Origin of the sequence: Desulforamulus ruminis DSM 2154 (assembly GCF_000215085.1) — a bacterium.
Classification (GTDB): domain Bacteria; phylum Bacillota; class Desulfotomaculia; order Desulfotomaculales; family Desulfotomaculaceae; genus Desulfotomaculum; species Desulfotomaculum ruminis.
This window is the reverse complement of sequence record NC_015589.1, coordinates 2,416,668-2,433,880: the sequence shown is the minus strand read 5'-3', so window position 1 is coordinate 2,433,880 and position 17,213 is coordinate 2,416,668. Positions and strand designations below refer to the sequence as shown.

Below are 17,213 nucleotides of genomic sequence, written 5' to 3'. Positions count from 1 at the left end.
CTTTAATACAATATTTCTGACAGGTGTGGAAAGTTCCACCGCAAATGCATATTTTATTACAAAAAAATACAGAAGGAGCGCAAAGATGGGTAACCGGGTTAGTTTATGCATGATTGTCAGAAATGAAGAAGAAAACATCGGACGGTGCCTGGAAAGTGTTGCGGGTCTTGTGGATGAAATCATTGTGGTGGATACGGGTTCAACGGATGAAACACCCCGGATCGCACGGGAAATGGGAGCCAGGGTTTACTCCTTTACCTGGAAGGATCATTTCGGTGAGGCCCGGAATGTTTCCTTAACGTACGCTACCGGGGACTGGATTTTATTTTTAGATGCGGATGAGGAGTTGGCCCGGGAAAGCAGGGATAGGCTGGTCCAATATACTGCTGAGGAACAAGTGGAGGGTTATTTTATTAAGATTATTAACTATATCGGAAAAGAGGGCTGGGTGGAGACCTGCCCGGATTTAGTCTTCCGGCTTTTTAGAAACAGGCCGGAATATCGTTTTCGGGGTGCGATTCACGAGCAGATGGTGGACGTCATCCTGGAGAAGAACCCACAGGCAGCTTACCGTATTGCCAATGATATCAAAATTTTTCATTATGGCTATTTAGACCGTCAGATTGATGAAAAGGATAAAAAAAATAGAAATTTGAGAATCATTCAAAGGGAACTGGAACAACAGCCGGAAAATGATTTGCTGCGCTATCATTATGGAGTAGAGCTTTTTAGGTTCGAAAGATATGATGAAGCTGCAGCGGTTTTTATAGAGGTAGCCAATGGGATTGATCCACAAACCATTTTTTTCCCCAAGTTACTAAGATACATCACCATGGCTTATGCTTCCTCCGGGCAGCCGGCTAAGGCCCTGGAGGTAATCCGTCAGGCACTGCGGTTTTTCCCTGATTATGCGGACCTTTATTATTATGGGGGACGCTGCTGCATGGAATTAAAGCAATATGCCAAAGCTACGGAGCTCTTTTCCCAGGCGGTTGCTTTACCGGAGCAGCCCCCGCAATATGCTTCCTTCGGGGGAGTCCGGGGTTTCCGTTCTCTATATCATCTGGGAGAAATTGCCGAATTTTTTTTAAATCAGGAAGAAGCACTGCGCTATTATCTTGAGAGTCTAAGGGATAACCCGGATTTTCGACCGTCCCTGGAAAAAATCGTAAAAATTCTGGATCCCCGCTTAAATCCTGAATATACCAGAGAATGTTTGAAAAAGGTACTAGACTTCAGCACTCCCCAGGCTACCCTGTTATTGGCGGAGATCTTTTTTCAACAGGACGCCTACAGGCTCACATTGGATTTTTTGAATGACCTTATGCAATGGGGTGTAGCGTCGGAGGAATTTTTATTTCAAAAGGCCTACTGCCTGATTCAGGAGAGACGTTTTCTGGAAGCCTTGCGCATATTAAGCGGCTACACTGCGGAAAGCACGCTTTATCCTCAGGTAAAAGTAAATGAATTGTTTTGCTTTTGGCTGCAGGGGAAAAGGAAAAAGGTGCGTGAAATTGTAGAGACCCTGCGTCAGATGGGGTTATCAAAAGATACGGACAATGTTTTAAAACTGGTGGTTAAGGCCCAGGAGAACCGGAAAACCCAGCGGAAAATAACCCTGGGTGAAGAGGGAATAATTCTTCTGCTGGATATCCTGAAAAGATTGCTTGATCTGAAGGAGCCCCAAAAGGCGGAAGAGATCCTGTCACCAGTGGCCCCTGAATGCCTAGCCCCTTGGAAATGGGACGTTATCCTGCTTTACCGCAAATATGGCTACCTGGAGAAAGCCGTGGAGCTTGCGGAAGAATATTTAACCCAAAAACGCAACGGAGAGGTTCATTTTCTTCTGGCGGAAAGCCATCAGGAACTGGGCAATTTCACGGAAGCTGAACTTCATTACCGTTATGCCATTGAGCAGGACCCGGACCAACCGGCATATTATATTCAACAAATTCAGCTTTATGAAGAATGGAGGAAGAGGCTGAAGAAGGAACATGACGGGAACCAGGGTGAAATGACTCTTTGCCCGGAGGAGGTCTGTCCTTCATGAGTACCATTACCTTAGCCATGATTGTAAGGAATGAAGCCCATTATTTGGCGGCCTGCCTGGACAGCGTGAAGGATCATGTTGATGAAATTGTCATCGTGGACACCGGTTCAACGGATCACACGCTGCATATTGCAGCGGGCTACACGGACAAAATATATCCTTTTCCATGGCAGGGAAATTTTAGTGAAGCCCGCAATTATGCCATTGGCCAGTCCACAGGAGAATGGATTTTATCCTTGGATGCCGATGAGCGATTGGTCTGCCCGACAGGGCATTTAAAAGAAATTCTTTCCCGGGATCCCCGAATCGAGGCCTACATGCTGCCGCTGGATTATCAAATTAACGAGCAAACGGGAGAGTACAATCGCTTTTTAGTGCTTCGCCTGTTTAAAAATAAAAAAGAGTATTTTTTTACCGGCCCCATTCATGAGCAAGTAGTCATTCAGAAAAAAGAGACGGTGGGCCAGGTTGATTCCCTGCACATTCAACACACTCCGGTTTCCGCTCAGGAACGAAACCGTAAAAGAGGACGTAATTTAACGTCCTTAAAAAAAGCCTGTGCGGCCAATCCGGAGGACCCTTTTCTTCAATATTACCTGGGGGTGGAGTGGCTTGGTCTGGGTAAACCCCGGCGGGCTCTGCCTTTGCTGCAGAAGGCTTACCGTCATCTAACCGATGAACATATCCTTGTCCGGGCTCCGGCCCTGCGCTATCTATTACTTTGCCTTAACGCCATGGGGCGCTTTGACCAAACCATTTGTCTCGGGCAGGAGGCCGCCCTGGCCTATCCGGACTACACCGATATCTATTACCTGACGGGCCTGGCTTTGTCCGAGAAGCAGGAGTATAAGCTGGCGGTTAAATGGCTTGAGCAGTCCGTCCAATGCGGTGTTCCGCCGGCTTATTACAGCCATATGCAGGGCAGCGGAGGTTTCTTGGCCTATTACCATAAGGGCTATTGTCATGAAAAGTTGGGTCAAGAGGCCGAAGCAAAGGCTTGTTACGAAAAGGCCCTCAGGGAAAATCACCGGTTTTTTTATCCCGTGGGCAGTTTATTCTTATTATTGCTGAGAAACCAGGGAGCTCGCCGAGCGGTTGATTATTTTAAAGGAGAGAAATTTTTTAACCATCCTCCTATTGCTTTGACCTTGGCAGAGATGTTGTTCGCCCTGGGAAGTCCCGGTATGGCCAGGGAATGTCTGGAGGGAGAAGTTTCTACTGATTCTTATGAGGAGATTTTATTCCAACGGGGAAAGTACCATATTTATTGCGGCGATTTTCGACGGGGACTCATCTATTTCGATCTGCTGCCGGAAAACAGTATATTCTTAGAAAAGGTTTACCTGCATAAGGCGCTGGCTTTGTGGTTGTCGGGAGCTTATCAGGAGGGCAGGGAACTGGCTTTGACCCTATGGAAGAACCCGGGATTAAGACCCCTGGCCAAGGTTCTGCTGGAGATAAGCAGTCGCCTGCAGCAGGATTTGACGCTGGAGCCCAAGGAACACCGGGAGGGTCTGGAGTTTACAGAAGCTTCGCTTCTCTTTGATTTATGCGGTCGTTATTTACCGGATCTTCCCGCTGTCGGCTGCCATCATTTAAAGAAGCTGACAGGGATTTTGCAGAACCGCTTATTGGGTGCGACCGGGGGTGTATCTTGGCTGGATGAATATTACAAGGATAAAATACAGGGAATTCAAGAGTGTTTCCACTCCCGCTTCGGATGGGTGAAGTGGCGCCATGAGTGAAGAGTTAAAAGTAAGTTTATGCTTAATTACCAAGAATGAGGAGCATTGTATTTTATCCTGTATTCACAGCGTGCAAGATCTGGTGCATGAAGTGATTGTGGTGGATACCGGATCTTCCGATGGTACGGTTTCCCTGGCAAGAGATTCAGGTTTCAGGGTGTTTCATTTTCCGTGGACCGGGGACTTTTCCCAAGCCAGAAATTTTTCCCTGCAGCAAGCCACCGGTCAGTGGATTTTGGTGCTGGATGCCGACGAAGTTTTGGCACCCACCGGAGTCAAAGAATTTTATTCCTTGCTGGCCAATGAGGAGGTTGAGGGGTATTTCCTGGATATTGTGAATTTCTTTGAGGAGAGCGGACCATCGGTTTCTGCTGACAAGGTGGTAAGGCTGTTTCGCAATAAAACGGAATACCGCTTTACAGGGGCGATTCACGAGCAGGTGGCGCCTGCCATTTTAAAGGTTAACGGCAGCGGGCTGGCTGTATCGCCTTTGGTTGTTTTTCATTACGGCTATTTAGAACAAGAAATAGTAAAAAAAGATAAGTTTAACCGTAATACTTCCATCCTTTTCCGGGAACTGGCAAGAAGCCCCGACGATCCTTTCCTTTTATATTCCCTGGCCCTTGAATATTACCAGGGCAACCGGGTAGAACAAGGGGTTGAGTGCCTGGAAAAGGCTTTAGTAAAAATGAGTGGCGCAGAGGGATATTTTACAGATCTTTTGGTGCATCTGGCCATGGGCTTGTGGTCCTTGGGACGTTATGAGGAATTATTGAACTTTACGGATAAATCCCTCTCCATGCTGCCGGTGCAAGGGGATCTGCTGTTGCTGAAGGGGCTGGCCTGCCTGAAACAAAAAAAATATTCCCAGGCAGCCCGGGTTTTTCAGGCCGTCATAAAAATAACCGACAAAAAGATCTTTTCCGACGCCAAAGCATTTTGTCTGGCTGGAGACGCCTGCAGGTTATCCGGAGATTTTTTGCAAGCAGAAAAGATGTATCTTCAAGCCCTAAAAAAAAGCACGGACTTTACTTATCCTTTAGCTCAAATCCTGGGGCTCATACAAAAAGGGAACATCCTTTTGGATTGTAAAAGCCTGATTCAAGGATGGTCTGTTCAGCAAAAAGATTCCTTTCGGCAGTTTTTGTCTGGCTCCGGGGAAAAGCCCCTGGCCCTGGCGGTTTTACTGCTGGAAATTTACCAGGGTACGCTGACGCCGGAATCCGGGGTGAGTAGGACGGACTTAACCGGAGAACTTTTGGAGTTAATGAAAAAGGTATCCCTAGGGTCTGCTGATCCCCGGATTATGGAAGAGGCTGCCCTGGCTGTCCGGGAAATTTACAGTTGTTCCTCAATGCTGGAGAAAGGATATGACGGCATTTATTTTCAAGCGGGGGAGCGGATGAGGAGTTTAATTCACCAACTGCTTTTACTGGTTATTGGCAAAGGCTGCCCGGAGTGGCGGAGTGGCCCCCTGGTAATGGATTTTATTTGTTCATAAGGGGTGACGGGATGAAAAAAAGAGTGCTGGTGGCAAGCCCGGTCAAGCAGAAAGAGGCGATCCTAAAAGAGTTTCTGGAATCCCTGGGTAATTTGCATCAAGAGAATCTTTTGGTGGATTTCGTATTTATAGACGACCAAAACGATCATCATTTGCTGGAAGCATTTCGTCTGGCCAACCCTGCTGTTCGGATTATCAAAGCAGAGTCAAACAATCCTTATCTGCGGGATGAAAAAACACACCACTGGCGTGAGGAACTGATTTGGCGGGTGGCTGATTTTAAAAACAAGTTTATTGCCATGGCTTATGAGGAAGGTTACGATTATTTGTTTCTGGTGGATTCGGATTTATATCTTCATCCCCAAACCCTGGTACATTTAGTATCTCTCCAAAAGGACATTGTTTCCGAAGTATTTTGGACCCGGTGGGACCCGGGGTTCATTCCTTTGCCTCAGGTTTGGCTAACGGATCAATATCAGTTGTTCCATGCACCCAGAGGTCAGAAGTTTAGTGAACAGGAAGTTCGCCGGCGGACCCTGGAGTTTCTTGAAATGTTATCCCGGCCCGGAACTTATAAGGTCGGGGGATTGGGAGCCTGTACCTTAATCAGCCGCAAAAGTCTGGCCCTGGGCGTTTCCTTCAGTGAGCTCTACAACCTTCATTTGTGGGGGGAAGACAGACATTTTTGCATCCGGGCGGTGGCTCTGGGATTAGAGTTATATGCAGATACACATTTCCCGCCCTTTCATATTTACCGGGAATCGGAGCTGGCAGCACTTAAAGAACATAAAGGGAAGGTTCTCATGACCGGGGCAACAACACCCGGACCGCAAGCCCCGTTGAACCAGGAAGAGGAGGAACGGGGGAGCAGGATTACCCTGGCTATGCTGGTTCGTAATGAGGCTGGCCGGTACTTGGCAAAAGTTTTGCAGCAGGCCCGGGAATACATCAATCAGGCGGTCATTCTGGACGATGCCAGCGAAGATCATACCGTAGCCCTGTGCAAAGACCTTTTGCAGGGAATTCCCCTAATCATAAAGTCCAATGAAGCTTCTTGTTTTAACAATGAAATTTCTTTAAGAAAGCAACTCTGGCAAATGACCATTGATACCAATCCGGACTGGATCTTGATCTTGGATGCCGATGAAATTTTTGAAGATCATGCTCCGGAAACATTAAAAGAACTGGCCCGGACCAAGGAAGTCTGCTGGTATGCCTTTCGGCTTTTTGACATGTGGACGGAGAATCATTTCCGGGAAGACGGCTACTGGTATGCCCACAAAACCTACCGCCCCTTTATGGTAAGGTATATCCCCGGGTTTGCTTATCAGTGGAAACAAACCCCTTTGCATTGTGGAAGATTTCCTGTCAATATTGGAGACGCACCGGGCAAAAATCATCCTTTAGGCGTTAAACATCTGGGCTGGATGAGGCCCGAGGATCGCCTTCGTAAATATTACCGTTACAAAGAATTGGATCCCCAGGGACGTTACGGCATACAGGAACAATATGATTCCATTCTGGACCCCTGTCCCCGTCTGGTGCCCTGGGAGGCACGGGAAAAATAAAGATGAAGTACTGCTGGTGCTGGAGGTTTAACCTAGTTTTTAAAAGGCATGGGGTGTGGTAGGATGACGATGATCAATATTCCCGCGGAGAGGGATACTTTTGTGTCTAACATAAGAAAGGGTCAGTCCCAGTGCCGGCCATCCTTTCTGGCCACTGGCAAAGCCAGTGTGGGGTCCGTTTTTTATAGCCGCTATATTTCCTATATCTTTTTTGATCTTTCCGGCATCCCTAGGGAGGAGAGGATTGTTTCCGCCGATCTAATTTTGCATTTGTATGATCCTGCTTTTATAGGAGCCCTGCCTGGAGCCATCGCCCTGGGAGTTCTCGGGGAACCCTTTGCTGAGTGTACCACCAGTTTTATCAACAGACCCTGTGCCCTAGCGAAAAGTTTAATCACGGCGCCTCTGCCCTCCGAAACAACCATGGTTTCCATGGATATTACCAAATATATAAAGCAATGGCATTTGGGGCAAAGGACTAATTACGGACTGGCCCTGGGAGCGGCTAACAGTCCGGGAGTGGCGCTTTTTCATAGCTCCTACAGTCCCGACAGCGCTAAGCATCCGCTGCTTGAGGTCAGCACGGTTTCCGGCGGCTGTACCCGGCCGGTAGTGAACCTGGAAGAGACCTATGTTGTGCAAAGCACGCCGGGCTTTAGTGAAGCCCAGGAGGTTTGGAATTACTCAAGATACAGCTATATCATTCATAATATAGGGACAAAGAACATACTGGTCAAATTGCAAAATAGTGCCGACAATATTTTGTTTATGGACGAAGAGCCTGAGATTGAGCTGGCTCCGGGACAGTCGTATATTTTAGTAAGCACTTTCTTTACCCGGTATGTCCGCATTCGTTTTCGCCTGGTTCCGGCCGAGTCCGGCAGCGGCACAATAAAAATATGGCTGCAGGGCCGATAAGCTTGCTTCAGGGTCTTTCCACGGATAGAAAATTAGGAGCTTTGCTTAGAGTAGAAGTTCTTTTGGGCGTGTCTTTAAAGACTGGTCCGGAAAAGAAGGTTGAATAAAAAGAGTAAGGAGGGCTGCATCCTGCAGGCCCTCCTTAATTGCACAACAGACTTCATTTAATCAGACCGAGCGAAACCTAGTGGTGGTCGTCGCAGGGGACTCTTTCCGGCAGACCTTCCGGTTTATGGTAGACCCCACGGGGAACATAATGGGTGTGCAGCAGATGATGGGATCTTTCACCCAGGGGTTCACCCAGGAATTCTTCATAAATGGCGGTGATGGCCGGATTTTCATGGGATTTGCGGAGCGGTAAGGCTTCGTCGGCCTGATAGGTTCCGGCAATGCGCTTGAGACGGACTTCCAGGTTGGTGGGGATGGGCTGGCCACCGCCGCCAATGCAGCCGCCGGGGCAGCACATCACTTCGATAAAGTGATAATCGGCTTCTCCAGCCCGAATCTTATCCAAAAGTTTACGGGCGTTGCCTAAAGTATGGGCCACGGCTACTTTTACATCCAGATCGCCCACCTTAAGGGTGGCTTCCTTGATTCCTTCCATACCACGGACCGGTGTAAGGTTAATGTCCGGCAGGGGTTCTTTGGTGAGAACCTCGTAGACCGTTCTTACCGCAGCTTCCATCACGCCCCCGGTGGCGCCGAAGATCACGGCGGCGCCGGTGGAAAGACCCATGGGCGCATCGTATTCTTCATCGGGAAGGCTATCCCAGTCAATGCCAATTTCACGAAGCATGCGTGCCAGTTCCCGGGTAGTAAGTACAATATCAACATCCTGGTGGCCGCTGTCCTTTAATTCATCCCGCTGGGCTTCAAATTTCTTGGCCGTGCAGGGCATGATAGAAACACTGACAATGGTGCCCGGGTCGATGCCCTTTTTCTCCGCATAGAAGGTTTTGGCCAGAGCGCCAAACATCTGTTGCGGAGATTTACAGGTGGAAAGGTGGGCCAATAAATCAGGGTAATACATTTCAATGTATTTGATCCAGCCAGGACTGCAGGAGGTGATCATGGGCAGGACGCCTCCGCTGGTAACCCGTTGAATAAATTCATGTCCTTCTTCAATAATGGTAAGGTCGGCGGTGAAATCCGTATCCATGACACTGTCAAACCCCAGACGACGCAGGGCGGCAACCAGTTTGCCGGTGCTAACCGTGCCGGGTTCCATGCCAAATTCCTCGGCAATGGCTACACGAACCGCCGGGGCTGTTTGTACCAACACGTGTTTTTTAGGATCATCCAGGGCGCGCCAAACCTTCCCGGTATCATCCACTTCCGTAATGGCGCCGGTGGGACAGACCAGGGAGCATTGACCGCACATGGCGCAGTTAACATCCAGCAGACCCTGATTGAAGGGGGGAGCAACAATGGTCTCAAAACCACGGTTAACCGCGCTGATGCACTTAATGCCCTGGACTTTTTCACAAACCGCCACGCAGCGGCGGCATAGGATGCACTTACGGGGGTCGCGAATAATGGAAGGAGACGAAGAATCAATGTCGTCCCTGCCATGGCTCTGGGCCGGTCTTACAAAACGAATTTCCTTAAGTCCCATTGCCTCAGACAGGGATTGCAGTTCGCAATTATTGTTCCGCAAGCAGGTGTTGCATTCCTGCGGGTGATTGGATTGAATTAATTCCAGCGTCATCTTGCGCGAAGCACGAACTACGGCGGAATTGGTTTTTACAACCATGCCTTCGGCTACAGGAGTCACACAGGCAGCCTGGAGGGCCCGGGCACCCTGAACTTCCACTACGCAAATACGGCAAGCGCCGATGGCGTTAATCTCTTTCATATAGCAAAGGGTAGGGATATTGATACCTATTTTTTTAGCAGCTTCCAATATCGTTGAACCTTGTTCAACTTCAAGTTTTACATTGTCAATGGTTAGTGTTACGGTTGCCATATGCCTCTTCCCTCCTAACCTTTAGGATTTTAGGCCTTTACGGGGCATTTTACAAACACCGGCCGGACAGGTTTTATCCTTGATGTGCGCTTCATATTCATCACGGAAGTAACGCAGTGTACTGAGGATCGGGTTAGGAGCCGTCTGACCCAGGCCACAAAGGGCGGAAGCCTTAATGGAGTTGGCCAGTTCAATCAGCAGTTCCAGATCACCCTCCTTGCCCAGTCCCTTGGTAATGCGTTCCAGAATCTCCAGCATTCTTTTGGTGCCAATCCGGCAGGGGGTGCACTTGCCGCAGGATTCATCCTGGGTAAAGCCCAGATAAAACTTGGCGATGTCCACCATACAGGTTCCCTCATCCAGGATAATCATACCGCCTGAACCAACAATGGAACCCAGGGCCGCCAGATTTTCATAGTCAATGGGCGTATCCAGATAGGCTGCAGGAATACAGCCGCCGGAAGGACCGCCGGTCTGGGCCGACTTAAAGGCCTTACCGTCCGGCACGCCGCCGCCGATATCTTCAACCATCTCCCGCAGGGTAATTCCCAGAGGCACTTCAACCAACCCGGTATTGGTAATTTTGCCGGCCAGTGTAAAGACCTTGGTACCTTTGCTTTTTTCCGTACCCATGGAGGCGTACCAATCTCCTCCATGGATCAGGATGGGACAAATATTGGCCCAGGTTTCAACGTTATTAATAACAGTGGGTTTACCGAATAAACCGGAAACCGCAGGGAAGGGGGGACGCGGACGGGGTTCGCCCCGGCGGCCTTCAATGGAGGCCAGCAGGGCGGTCTCTTCACCGCAGACAAAGGCGCCGGCGCCCACGCGGATTTCAATATCAAAATTAAAACCGCTGCCTAAGATGTTACTGCCCAGTAAACCCACTTCCCTGGCGCGGTTCAGGGCTTTGGTAAAGTGATCAATGGCCCGGGGATATTCCAGACGGATATAGGCGTAGCCTTTATTGGCCCCAACGGCATAACCGCCGATGGTTATGGCTTCGATCACCGAATAGGGATCATCCTCCAGAACCGAACGATCCATAAAGGCGCCCGGATCTCCCTCATCGCCGTTGCACACAATATACTTTTGGTCGGACTGCTGATCCAGCACAAACTGCCATTTTACGCCGGTGGGAAAACCGGCGCCGCCACGACCGCGCAGACCGGATTTTTTAATCTCGTCGACCACCTGCTGGGAACTCATTTCCTGCAGCACCTTGGACAGCGCTTTATAACCGTCCATGGCGATGTATTCTTCCAAAGAAGTTTGGTTAATGATACCGCAGTTTCGCAGAGCATTTCGTTTTTGTTTCTTGAAAAATACCATATCGGCTTTCCGAGGATGTACGGTGGCATCTGCAGCGTGATAGCACAGACGTTCTACATATTTTCCTTCTTTTAAATGAGAAGAAACAATTTCCTCCACATCGCCCGGTTCAACCCGGCAGTAATAATAGCCTTCCGGGAATACCGTAATCACCGGACCCATTTCACAGGTGCCCATGCAGCCGGTAACCACCAGCTTAACCGTATCCTGTAAGCCATGACTTTCAATGGATTTTTGCAAAGCCTGCAGGGTATTCTGACAGCCGATGGAGATACATCCCGTACCGCCGCAAACCAGCACATGGTATTTAAAGTTATCGGAAGGGTCTTCACCTAAACGGATTTTAATAGATTCTCTGGCGGTTGCCCTTAATAATTCGAGTTCAGCATAATTCATATCCATTCACCTCCCTGGAGGAAGTTATTCGTATTTCGCTAATACTTCGGATACCTTATCCGCAGTCATACGGGGATAAACTTCACCGTTGACGGTCAAAACGGGAGCAATACCACAGGCGCCAAGACATCTTACCAAATCAAGGGTAAAACGGCGGTCTTCCGTGGTGCTGCCGGCTTTAATGCCCATTTCTTTTTCCAGCATTATCTGGACCTCCGGAGCGCCTTTAACATAACAGGCAGTTCCCAGGCAGAGATTTACGGAATGCCTGCCCCTGGGGCGCAGGCTAAAGGCCGCGTAGAAGGTGGCCACGCCGTATACGTCACTGAGCGGAACACTCAGTTCCTCCGCTGTTTTTACCAGCAGGTCTTTGGGTAAATAACCATGGGCCTCCTGAATGGCAGCCATAACCACAATCAGGCCGTTAGGATTGCACCGGTATTGGGCGAAGATTTCGTCCAGTTTCTGAGTATTGGATTCGCAACTGCATTGACAATCTGCAGCCATGCAAGGGTTCCTCCTTTCGTCGGAAGCGCATTATTGAACATGCGTCTTGAAGATAGCGGTACTTCTTGTGTCTTGCAAACCAGTGGCATCTCTAAAAAAATTTTTTGCCACCATAATAAAACCCCTTTTTGTCTTAAGCAGTAAGCTTTTTTAGTACCACCACCTTTCATAAAAATAACTGATTTCCAGACCGTGTGAAGCAGAGGGTCTAAAGGGTTCAAACAAGAAACACTGGAAACCAGTGCTTGTGGCATGGAAATCCGTTATAAATGGGTTTTAAGATATGCAAATCAGTTGACCATAATGGTCAAAATAAGGATTTAATTGTTGGTAAGGCCGGGTTTCAATAAAAATAAGCTGCTCATAGCTGTCGATGCAGGGTTCGAATTTGGCTACAGAAGATTTTTCTAAAGGGAGGAGAGAGTATTTGGCAAGGGTTTTAATGGTCATTTTCCCGTTGACTAACTCTTGAATAATCAACCGTTACACCTCCATTTCATTTATTTTATGACTTTTCTTAACATAAAACCGTCCAGAATACGACAGAATTGCAATTATTGTATATTGAATTTGACTAATTAAAACATTATAAATATTCAAACAATTACAACTACATTAATTCTAACTTAGAACATTCGCGAGCGTCAAGTATTTTTGACCGGAATTTTCTATATAATATTTTGACCATATTTCGCTGTCATTAGAATATGAATAAATCCACTGGCGGGGAAGCGATAAGAAAGGATAATCGCCCCCAAAAGAACTGCAATGCGAAGAAAAAAGGTCATGGTGGTTAAAAATATTCCACCATGACCTTTTTTCCTTTTTCCTTGAGTAAATCCACAAGTTCCCGGGCGAAACGGCTCTTCACCACCGTCTTGGCCGGGAGGCTCAAACTTCGCTGTGATTTATTAACGGCCATGCCGATGAGAAAAGAGATGGATTCGGCTTCCAGTAAAGAAGAGGATAACATTTTCGCGTCCCAGGTGGCAGGGGGTTCCTGGGATTCATGGGTTCCTAAAAGAATCTCCAGCACCTGGCTCAGGATCAGTGTTCCGTCTGTAATCAGGCACAGACCCGGCACGGAGTCCGCATCGGGAGTTTCTTTCTGGAGAGAAAGGACGCTGGAAACCATATTCGCCGCACTGGAGCCGCAAATAATCTTTTTCCCCGGTTCTTCCAGGAACATGGATACCATCCGCCGGTCATCTTCCGGATACTTGGCGGGCCCAATTAACAAAGTAAGATGCTTTTCGCTCATATTCATCACCAAAATTATTTTATCATAAAAAAACAGGCGCTAGCCAGGCCAGCGCCTTAAATATATATTTTATTTTAAACTAGGAGCAACAACTGCACTGGCCGCCGCACTTGGATTTAACGGTGTCTAAAACATTATCGGCAGTGACATGCAGAATTTCACCATTCAATTGGATGGAGACTCCTTCGCCGCAGCCTTCCAGGAAAAATACGCCTTTTAATTTGACCGGCAGTTCAGCCAGTTTTTCAACCACAGCCAAGGCGCCGTTCTTCATGCAGCTTTCACGGAGGCAGACGGCAATTTCCGGGCCTTCGCTGTCTTTGATAACAATCTCATTTCCGGAAATACGTTTTTTAGCATGGTAATGGGTGTGGAGGTCGTGGTGCGTATCGTGGTTGCAGCACCCGCCCCAGTATTTCTGGAATATTTTATCCAGATCTTCGTTGTCCTGGGCTTTATGAAGAACCATCTTGGAGTCAATGTTGTAAATCTCATCGGACCTGCACTGACGGGCTTTCCGATCGTTTTGAGCAGGCTGTCCGCCGCCGCCCACACAACCGGCCGGGCAGGCCATCACTTCAACGGCATGAACTTCCAGTTCGCCGGATTGGATTTTCTTAATCAGTTCCTCCGCAGCGGCCAGACCGTTCACAATAGCCAGGGTTAACTTGGTATCGCCTACATTTAAGTCGGCAATCTTGGTATCGTCCAGGCCCCGGGTAAACTCAACGTCAATGCGTCCCTCGGCATTGAGCAGTTTTCCGGCCACATAACGGACAACCGATTCCATAACGCCACCGGTGGTTCCAAAGAGAACGCCGGAACCGGTGGTTTGTTCCATGGGCTGGTCAAAAATACCCTCTTCCAGGTTATCAAAGAGAATACCGGCTTCTTTAAAGAGCTGGGCGGCTTCTACGGTGGTTAAAACAGCATCCACATCATAAACGCCGTCGGTCATAAATTCCGGACGCTTGGCCTCGTACTTTTTGGCGGTACAGGGCATGATGGAGACCACAAACATCTCTTCCGGAGTAATCCCCAGGTCCTTGGCGTACTTCTTCTTCAGAACAGAGCCGAACATCTGCTGGGGAGAGCGGCAGGTGGACAAGTTCTCCAGCAGTTCCGGGTGGAATTCCTCGGCGTATTTTACCCAGCCGGGGCAGCAAGAGGTAAAGAGGGGCAATTTCCCGCCGCTGGTCAGGCGGCCCAAAAATTCGTTGGACTCTTCAACGGTAGTCATGTCTGCGGTAAATACTGTATCAAAGACTTTGTCAAAACCGGATTTCCGCAGGGCCGTAACAATCTTGCCGGTTACATCTACCGAGCCCAGGCCGAACATTTCGCCCAGAGCGGCCCGGGGAGCCGGTGCGATCTGGCAAACAACGGTTTTCTTAGGATCCCGGATGGCAGCCCAGACTTCTGCTATCGAGCTGTTGCTGGACAGGGCGCCACAAGGGCAAACAGCAATACACTGACCGCAGTTAATGCAGGCGGAATCCGCCAGAGACTGGTCCATGGCGGCAATGATCTGCGTACGGGAACCACGGTTTTTAAAGTCCCACACGCCAATTCCCTGTTTTTCCTTACAAACCCGTACGCATAAACCGCACAGAATACATTTGTTGGGGTCCCGAACCACGGATAAGCTGGAGGTGTCCAAGGGAACCTGTTCCGTACGGCTGGGATAACGCAGTCTTTTAATATTATAATCATTGGAGTAGGTTTGCAGCTTGCAGGAACCGCTGGCATCGCAGGTGGTGCACTCGCGGTCGTGATTGGCCAGCAGCAGTTCCAGAACCATTTTGCGCACTTTGTTTACCCGCTCGGAGTGGGTAAATACAACCATACCGTCCGCAGGGGCGGTAGAGCAGGAGGCCTGAATGCCCATGCGTTCAATTTCCACAACGCATAGCCTACAGGCACCAACGACCGTTAATTCAGGATGATAGCACAGGGTAGGAATATCAAAACCGGCTTTACGGGCAACTTCAAGAATATTTTTTTCATCAGTAAATTCCAATATCTGTCCGTTAATGGTTATTTTTCCACTCATCTTGTCACTCCCTTTCTCCATAATGGGCTACTACCGGACACCGATGGAGCCAAACTTGCACTTCTCTGCACAGGTACCGCACTTGATGCAAAGCTCCACATTAATCACATGGGGTTGTTTCTTTTCACCGGTAATGGCACCGGTGGGGCAAACCCTGGAGCAGAGAGTACAGCCTTTGCATTTTTCAGGATCGATGTAGTATTCTTTCAATGCTTGACAAGCACCGGCAGGACACTTCTTATCCCGAACATGGGCTACATATTCATCCCGGAAGTAACGTAGAGTGGTAAGAACCGGGTTAGGAGCAGTCTTACCAAGACCACAGAGTGAGCCGTCCTTCACATTCTGGGCCAATTCCTCCAGGAGCACGAGGTCTTGTTCAGTGCCCTTTCCTTCTGTAATCTTGGTTAGCATGGCCAGCATTTGTTTGGTACCTTCGCGGCAGGGAACACACTTGCCGCAGGATTCGTTTTGCACAAAGCCCATAAAGAATTTGGCGGTTTCCACCATACAGGTATCATCGCCCATAACAACCAGACCGCCGGAGCCAATCATGGCGCCAACCTTTAGGAGCTCGTCATAATCCAGGGGTAAATCCAGTTTTTCTTCCGTGAGACAGCCACCGGAAGGACCGCCGATTTGTACCGATTTATATTTTTTGCCTTCCCGCAAGCCGCCGCCGATATCAAATACGATTTCCCGCAGGGTCATGCCCATGGGAACCTCCACCAGACCGGTATTTTCAACTTGACCGGCCAGGGCAAAGGTTTTAGTGCCGGCACTGGTAGCGGTGCCGAATCCTTTAAACCAGGTGGCGCCGTTCAGAATAATAGCAGGAAGGTTGGCGAGGGTTTCCACGTTATTAATTACGGTGGGGCATGCCCAGAGACCCTTTACCGCCGGGAAAGGAGGACGGGGACGAGGCATACCGCGCTCACCTTCGATGGAAGCAATCAAGGCCGTTTCCTCGCCGCACACAAAAGCGCCGGCGCCTTCTTTAACGTTAATCTTAAAATTAAAGTCAGTGCCCAAAATATTTTTGCCTAAAACCCCAAGGGCCTCGGCATCCACAATGGCTTTGCGTATCCGTTTGATGGCCAGAGGATACTCGGCACGGGCATAAATATAACCTTCATCGGCGCCAATGGCGAAACCGGCAATCATCATGCCTTCCAGGACGGAGTGAGGATTGCCTTCCATGACGGAGCGATCCATAAAGGCGCCCGGGTCACCTTCGTCGCCGTTACAGATGATGTATTTCTTAGGACCGGGCTGGACTGCGGCAAAGGACCATTTACGTCCGGTGGGGAAACCGCCGCCGCCACGACCGCGCAAGCCGGAATCCAGTACTTCCTTAATAACCTCTTCATTGGTCATACCGGTTAAAATTTTGGCAATGGCCTGATAACCGCCATGAGCAATATAGTCGTTTATATCATCGGGATTAATCCGGCCGCAGTCCTTCAGGGTTACGCGAACCTGACGCTTATAGAACGGATTTTCATCTTGGGTTTTTACTTTTTCGCCGGTATTGGGGTCGGAATACAATAGGCGTTCAATAATGGTATTGGCGGCCACGGTGGACTCAACAATTTCTTCGCAATCGGTTTCTTTTACTTTAACATAAAGGAGTCCGGAAGGTTCAAAGCGAACCAGAGGACCCATCTGGCAGAAACCATGACAGCCGCTGATGTTGACGCCAATGCCTTCGTGAGAGACTTCTTTGACTAAATCAATTTCGGCCAGTAAACCCTTTTCGGCAATGAGCTTCTTTAAACTTTCATAAACCTTTAACGAACCGTTGGCCACGCAACCGGTACCCGCACAGACCAAGATGCGCATTTTTTGATCAGCCAGGGCGGTTTTCGCTTTTTGCTGCAGGTTCAAAAGATCTTTACGTGATTTTAGCATCT

At 48.9% G+C, this 17,213-nt stretch carries 12 protein-coding genes; 5 read left to right on the top strand and 7 right to left on the bottom strand.

Going from position 1 to position 17,213, the window contains the following annotated elements; genetic code table 11:
- Nucleotides 1–85 precede the first annotated feature (85 nt).
- From DESRU_RS12140 to DESRU_RS12120, 5 genes are read left to right on the top strand one after another with little or no spacing between them, the layout of a single operon-like run.
- Complete coding sequence (locus DESRU_RS12140; protein WP_013842400.1) at nt 86–2,050, top strand: tetratricopeptide repeat-containing glycosyltransferase family 2 protein; 1,965 nt, start codon at nt 86–88, stop codon at nt 2,048–2,050.
- Nucleotides 2,047–3,795 (top strand): glycosyltransferase, encoded by a 1,749-nt coding sequence (locus DESRU_RS12135; RefSeq protein ID WP_013842399.1) that lies wholly within the window; start codon nt 2,047–2,049, stop codon nt 3,793–3,795. The genes DESRU_RS12140 and DESRU_RS12135 overlap by 4 nt, the downstream gene beginning before the upstream one ends.
- Nucleotides 3,788–5,296 (top strand): glycosyltransferase, encoded by a 1,509-nt coding sequence (locus DESRU_RS12130; protein ID WP_013842398.1) that lies wholly within the window; start codon nt 3,788–3,790, stop codon nt 5,294–5,296. Before DESRU_RS12135 ends, DESRU_RS12130 begins: the two co-directional genes overlap by 8 nt.
- An 11-nt stretch (nt 5,297–5,307) precedes the next feature.
- Nucleotides 5,308–6,864: a glycosyltransferase gene (locus DESRU_RS12125; protein ID WP_013842397.1), complete on the top strand. Its 1,557-nt coding sequence runs from the start codon at nt 5,308–5,310 to the stop codon at nt 6,862–6,864.
- A gap of 48 nt (nt 6,865–6,912) precedes the next feature.
- On the top strand, nt 6,913–7,782 hold the full coding sequence (locus DESRU_RS12120; protein ID WP_143758779.1) for a DNRLRE domain-containing protein: 870 nt from the start codon (nt 6,913–6,915) through the stop codon (nt 7,780–7,782).
- Between the two features lie 184 nt (nt 7,783–7,966).
- On the opposite strand, the gene DESRU_RS12115 is transcribed toward DESRU_RS12120, so the two are convergent.
- The 7 genes from DESRU_RS12115 to DESRU_RS12085 all read right to left on the bottom strand — a co-directional run bounded on the left by DESRU_RS12115 (nt 7,967) and on the right by DESRU_RS12085 (nt 17,211).
- Entirely contained in the window at nt 7,967–9,748 is a 1,782-nt protein-coding gene (locus tag DESRU_RS12115; RefSeq protein ID WP_013842395.1) for an NADH-dependent [FeFe] hydrogenase, group A6, read from the bottom strand.
- Between the two features lie 21 nt (nt 9,749–9,769).
- Nucleotides 9,770–11,479, bottom strand: a complete 1,710-nt coding sequence (gene nuoF / locus DESRU_RS12110; protein ID WP_013842394.1) for an NADH-quinone oxidoreductase subunit NuoF — start codon at nt 11,477–11,479, stop codon at nt 9,770–9,772.
- Nucleotides 11,480–11,503: 24 nt separating this feature from the next.
- Nucleotides 11,504–11,986, bottom strand: coding sequence for an NADH-quinone oxidoreductase subunit NuoE family protein (locus tag DESRU_RS12105; RefSeq protein WP_013842393.1), 483 nt, complete (start codon nt 11,984–11,986; stop codon nt 11,504–11,506).
- Nucleotides 11,987–12,262: 276 nt separating this feature from the next.
- Entirely contained in the window at nt 12,263–12,466 is a 204-nt protein-coding gene (locus tag DESRU_RS12100; RefSeq protein WP_013842392.1) for a hypothetical protein, read from the bottom strand.
- Between the two features lie 313 nt (nt 12,467–12,779).
- Nucleotides 12,780–13,253, bottom strand: coding sequence for a phosphatase (locus tag DESRU_RS12095; protein WP_238446438.1), 474 nt, complete (start codon nt 13,251–13,253; stop codon nt 12,780–12,782).
- Between the two features lie 73 nt (nt 13,254–13,326).
- A complete protein-coding gene (locus DESRU_RS12090; protein ID WP_013842391.1) occupies nt 13,327–15,300 on the bottom strand; it encodes a [FeFe] hydrogenase, group A in 1,974 nt (657 codons plus the stop codon).
- Between the two features lie 30 nt (nt 15,301–15,330).
- On the bottom strand, nt 15,331–17,211 hold the full coding sequence (locus DESRU_RS12085) for an NADH-quinone oxidoreductase subunit NuoF (RefSeq protein ID WP_013842390.1): 1,881 nt from the start codon (nt 17,209–17,211) through the stop codon (nt 15,331–15,333).
- Nucleotides 17,212–17,213: the final 2 nt, after the last annotated feature.

Bases quoted from the DNA above. Each gene is read 5' to 3' on its own strand.
- DESRU_RS12130 (WP_013842398.1), top strand. From the start codon at position 3,788: ATGAGTGAAGAGTTAAAAGTAAGTTTATGCTTAATTACCAAGAATGAG.
- DESRU_RS12090 (WP_013842391.1), bottom strand. From the start codon at position 15,300: ATGAGTGGAAAAATAACCATTAACGGACAGATATTGGAATTTACTGAT.
- DESRU_RS12085 (WP_013842390.1), bottom strand. From the start codon at position 17,211: ATGCTAAAATCACGTAAAGATCTTTTGAACCTGCAGCAAAAAGCGAAA.
- nuoF (WP_013842394.1), bottom strand. From the start codon at position 11,479: ATGAATTATGCTGAACTCGAATTATTAAGGGCAACCGCCAGAGAATCT.
- DESRU_RS12120 (WP_143758779.1), top strand. From the start codon at position 6,913: ATGGGGTGTGGTAGGATGACGATGATCAATATTCCCGCGGAGAGGGAT.
- DESRU_RS12095 (WP_238446438.1), bottom strand. From the start codon at position 13,253: ATGAATATGAGCGAAAAGCATCTTACTTTGTTAATTGGGCCCGCCAAG.
- DESRU_RS12140 (WP_013842400.1), top strand. From the start codon at position 86: ATGGGTAACCGGGTTAGTTTATGCATGATTGTCAGAAATGAAGAAGAA.
- DESRU_RS12125 (WP_013842397.1), top strand. From the start codon at position 5,308: ATGAAAAAAAGAGTGCTGGTGGCAAGCCCGGTCAAGCAGAAAGAGGCG.
- DESRU_RS12105 (WP_013842393.1), bottom strand. From the start codon at position 11,986: ATGGCTGCAGATTGTCAATGCAGTTGCGAATCCAATACTCAGAAACTG.
- DESRU_RS12135 (WP_013842399.1), top strand. From the start codon at position 2,047: ATGAGTACCATTACCTTAGCCATGATTGTAAGGAATGAAGCCCATTAT.
- DESRU_RS12115 (WP_013842395.1), bottom strand. From the start codon at position 9,748: ATGGCAACCGTAACACTAACCATTGACAATGTAAAACTTGAAGTTGAA.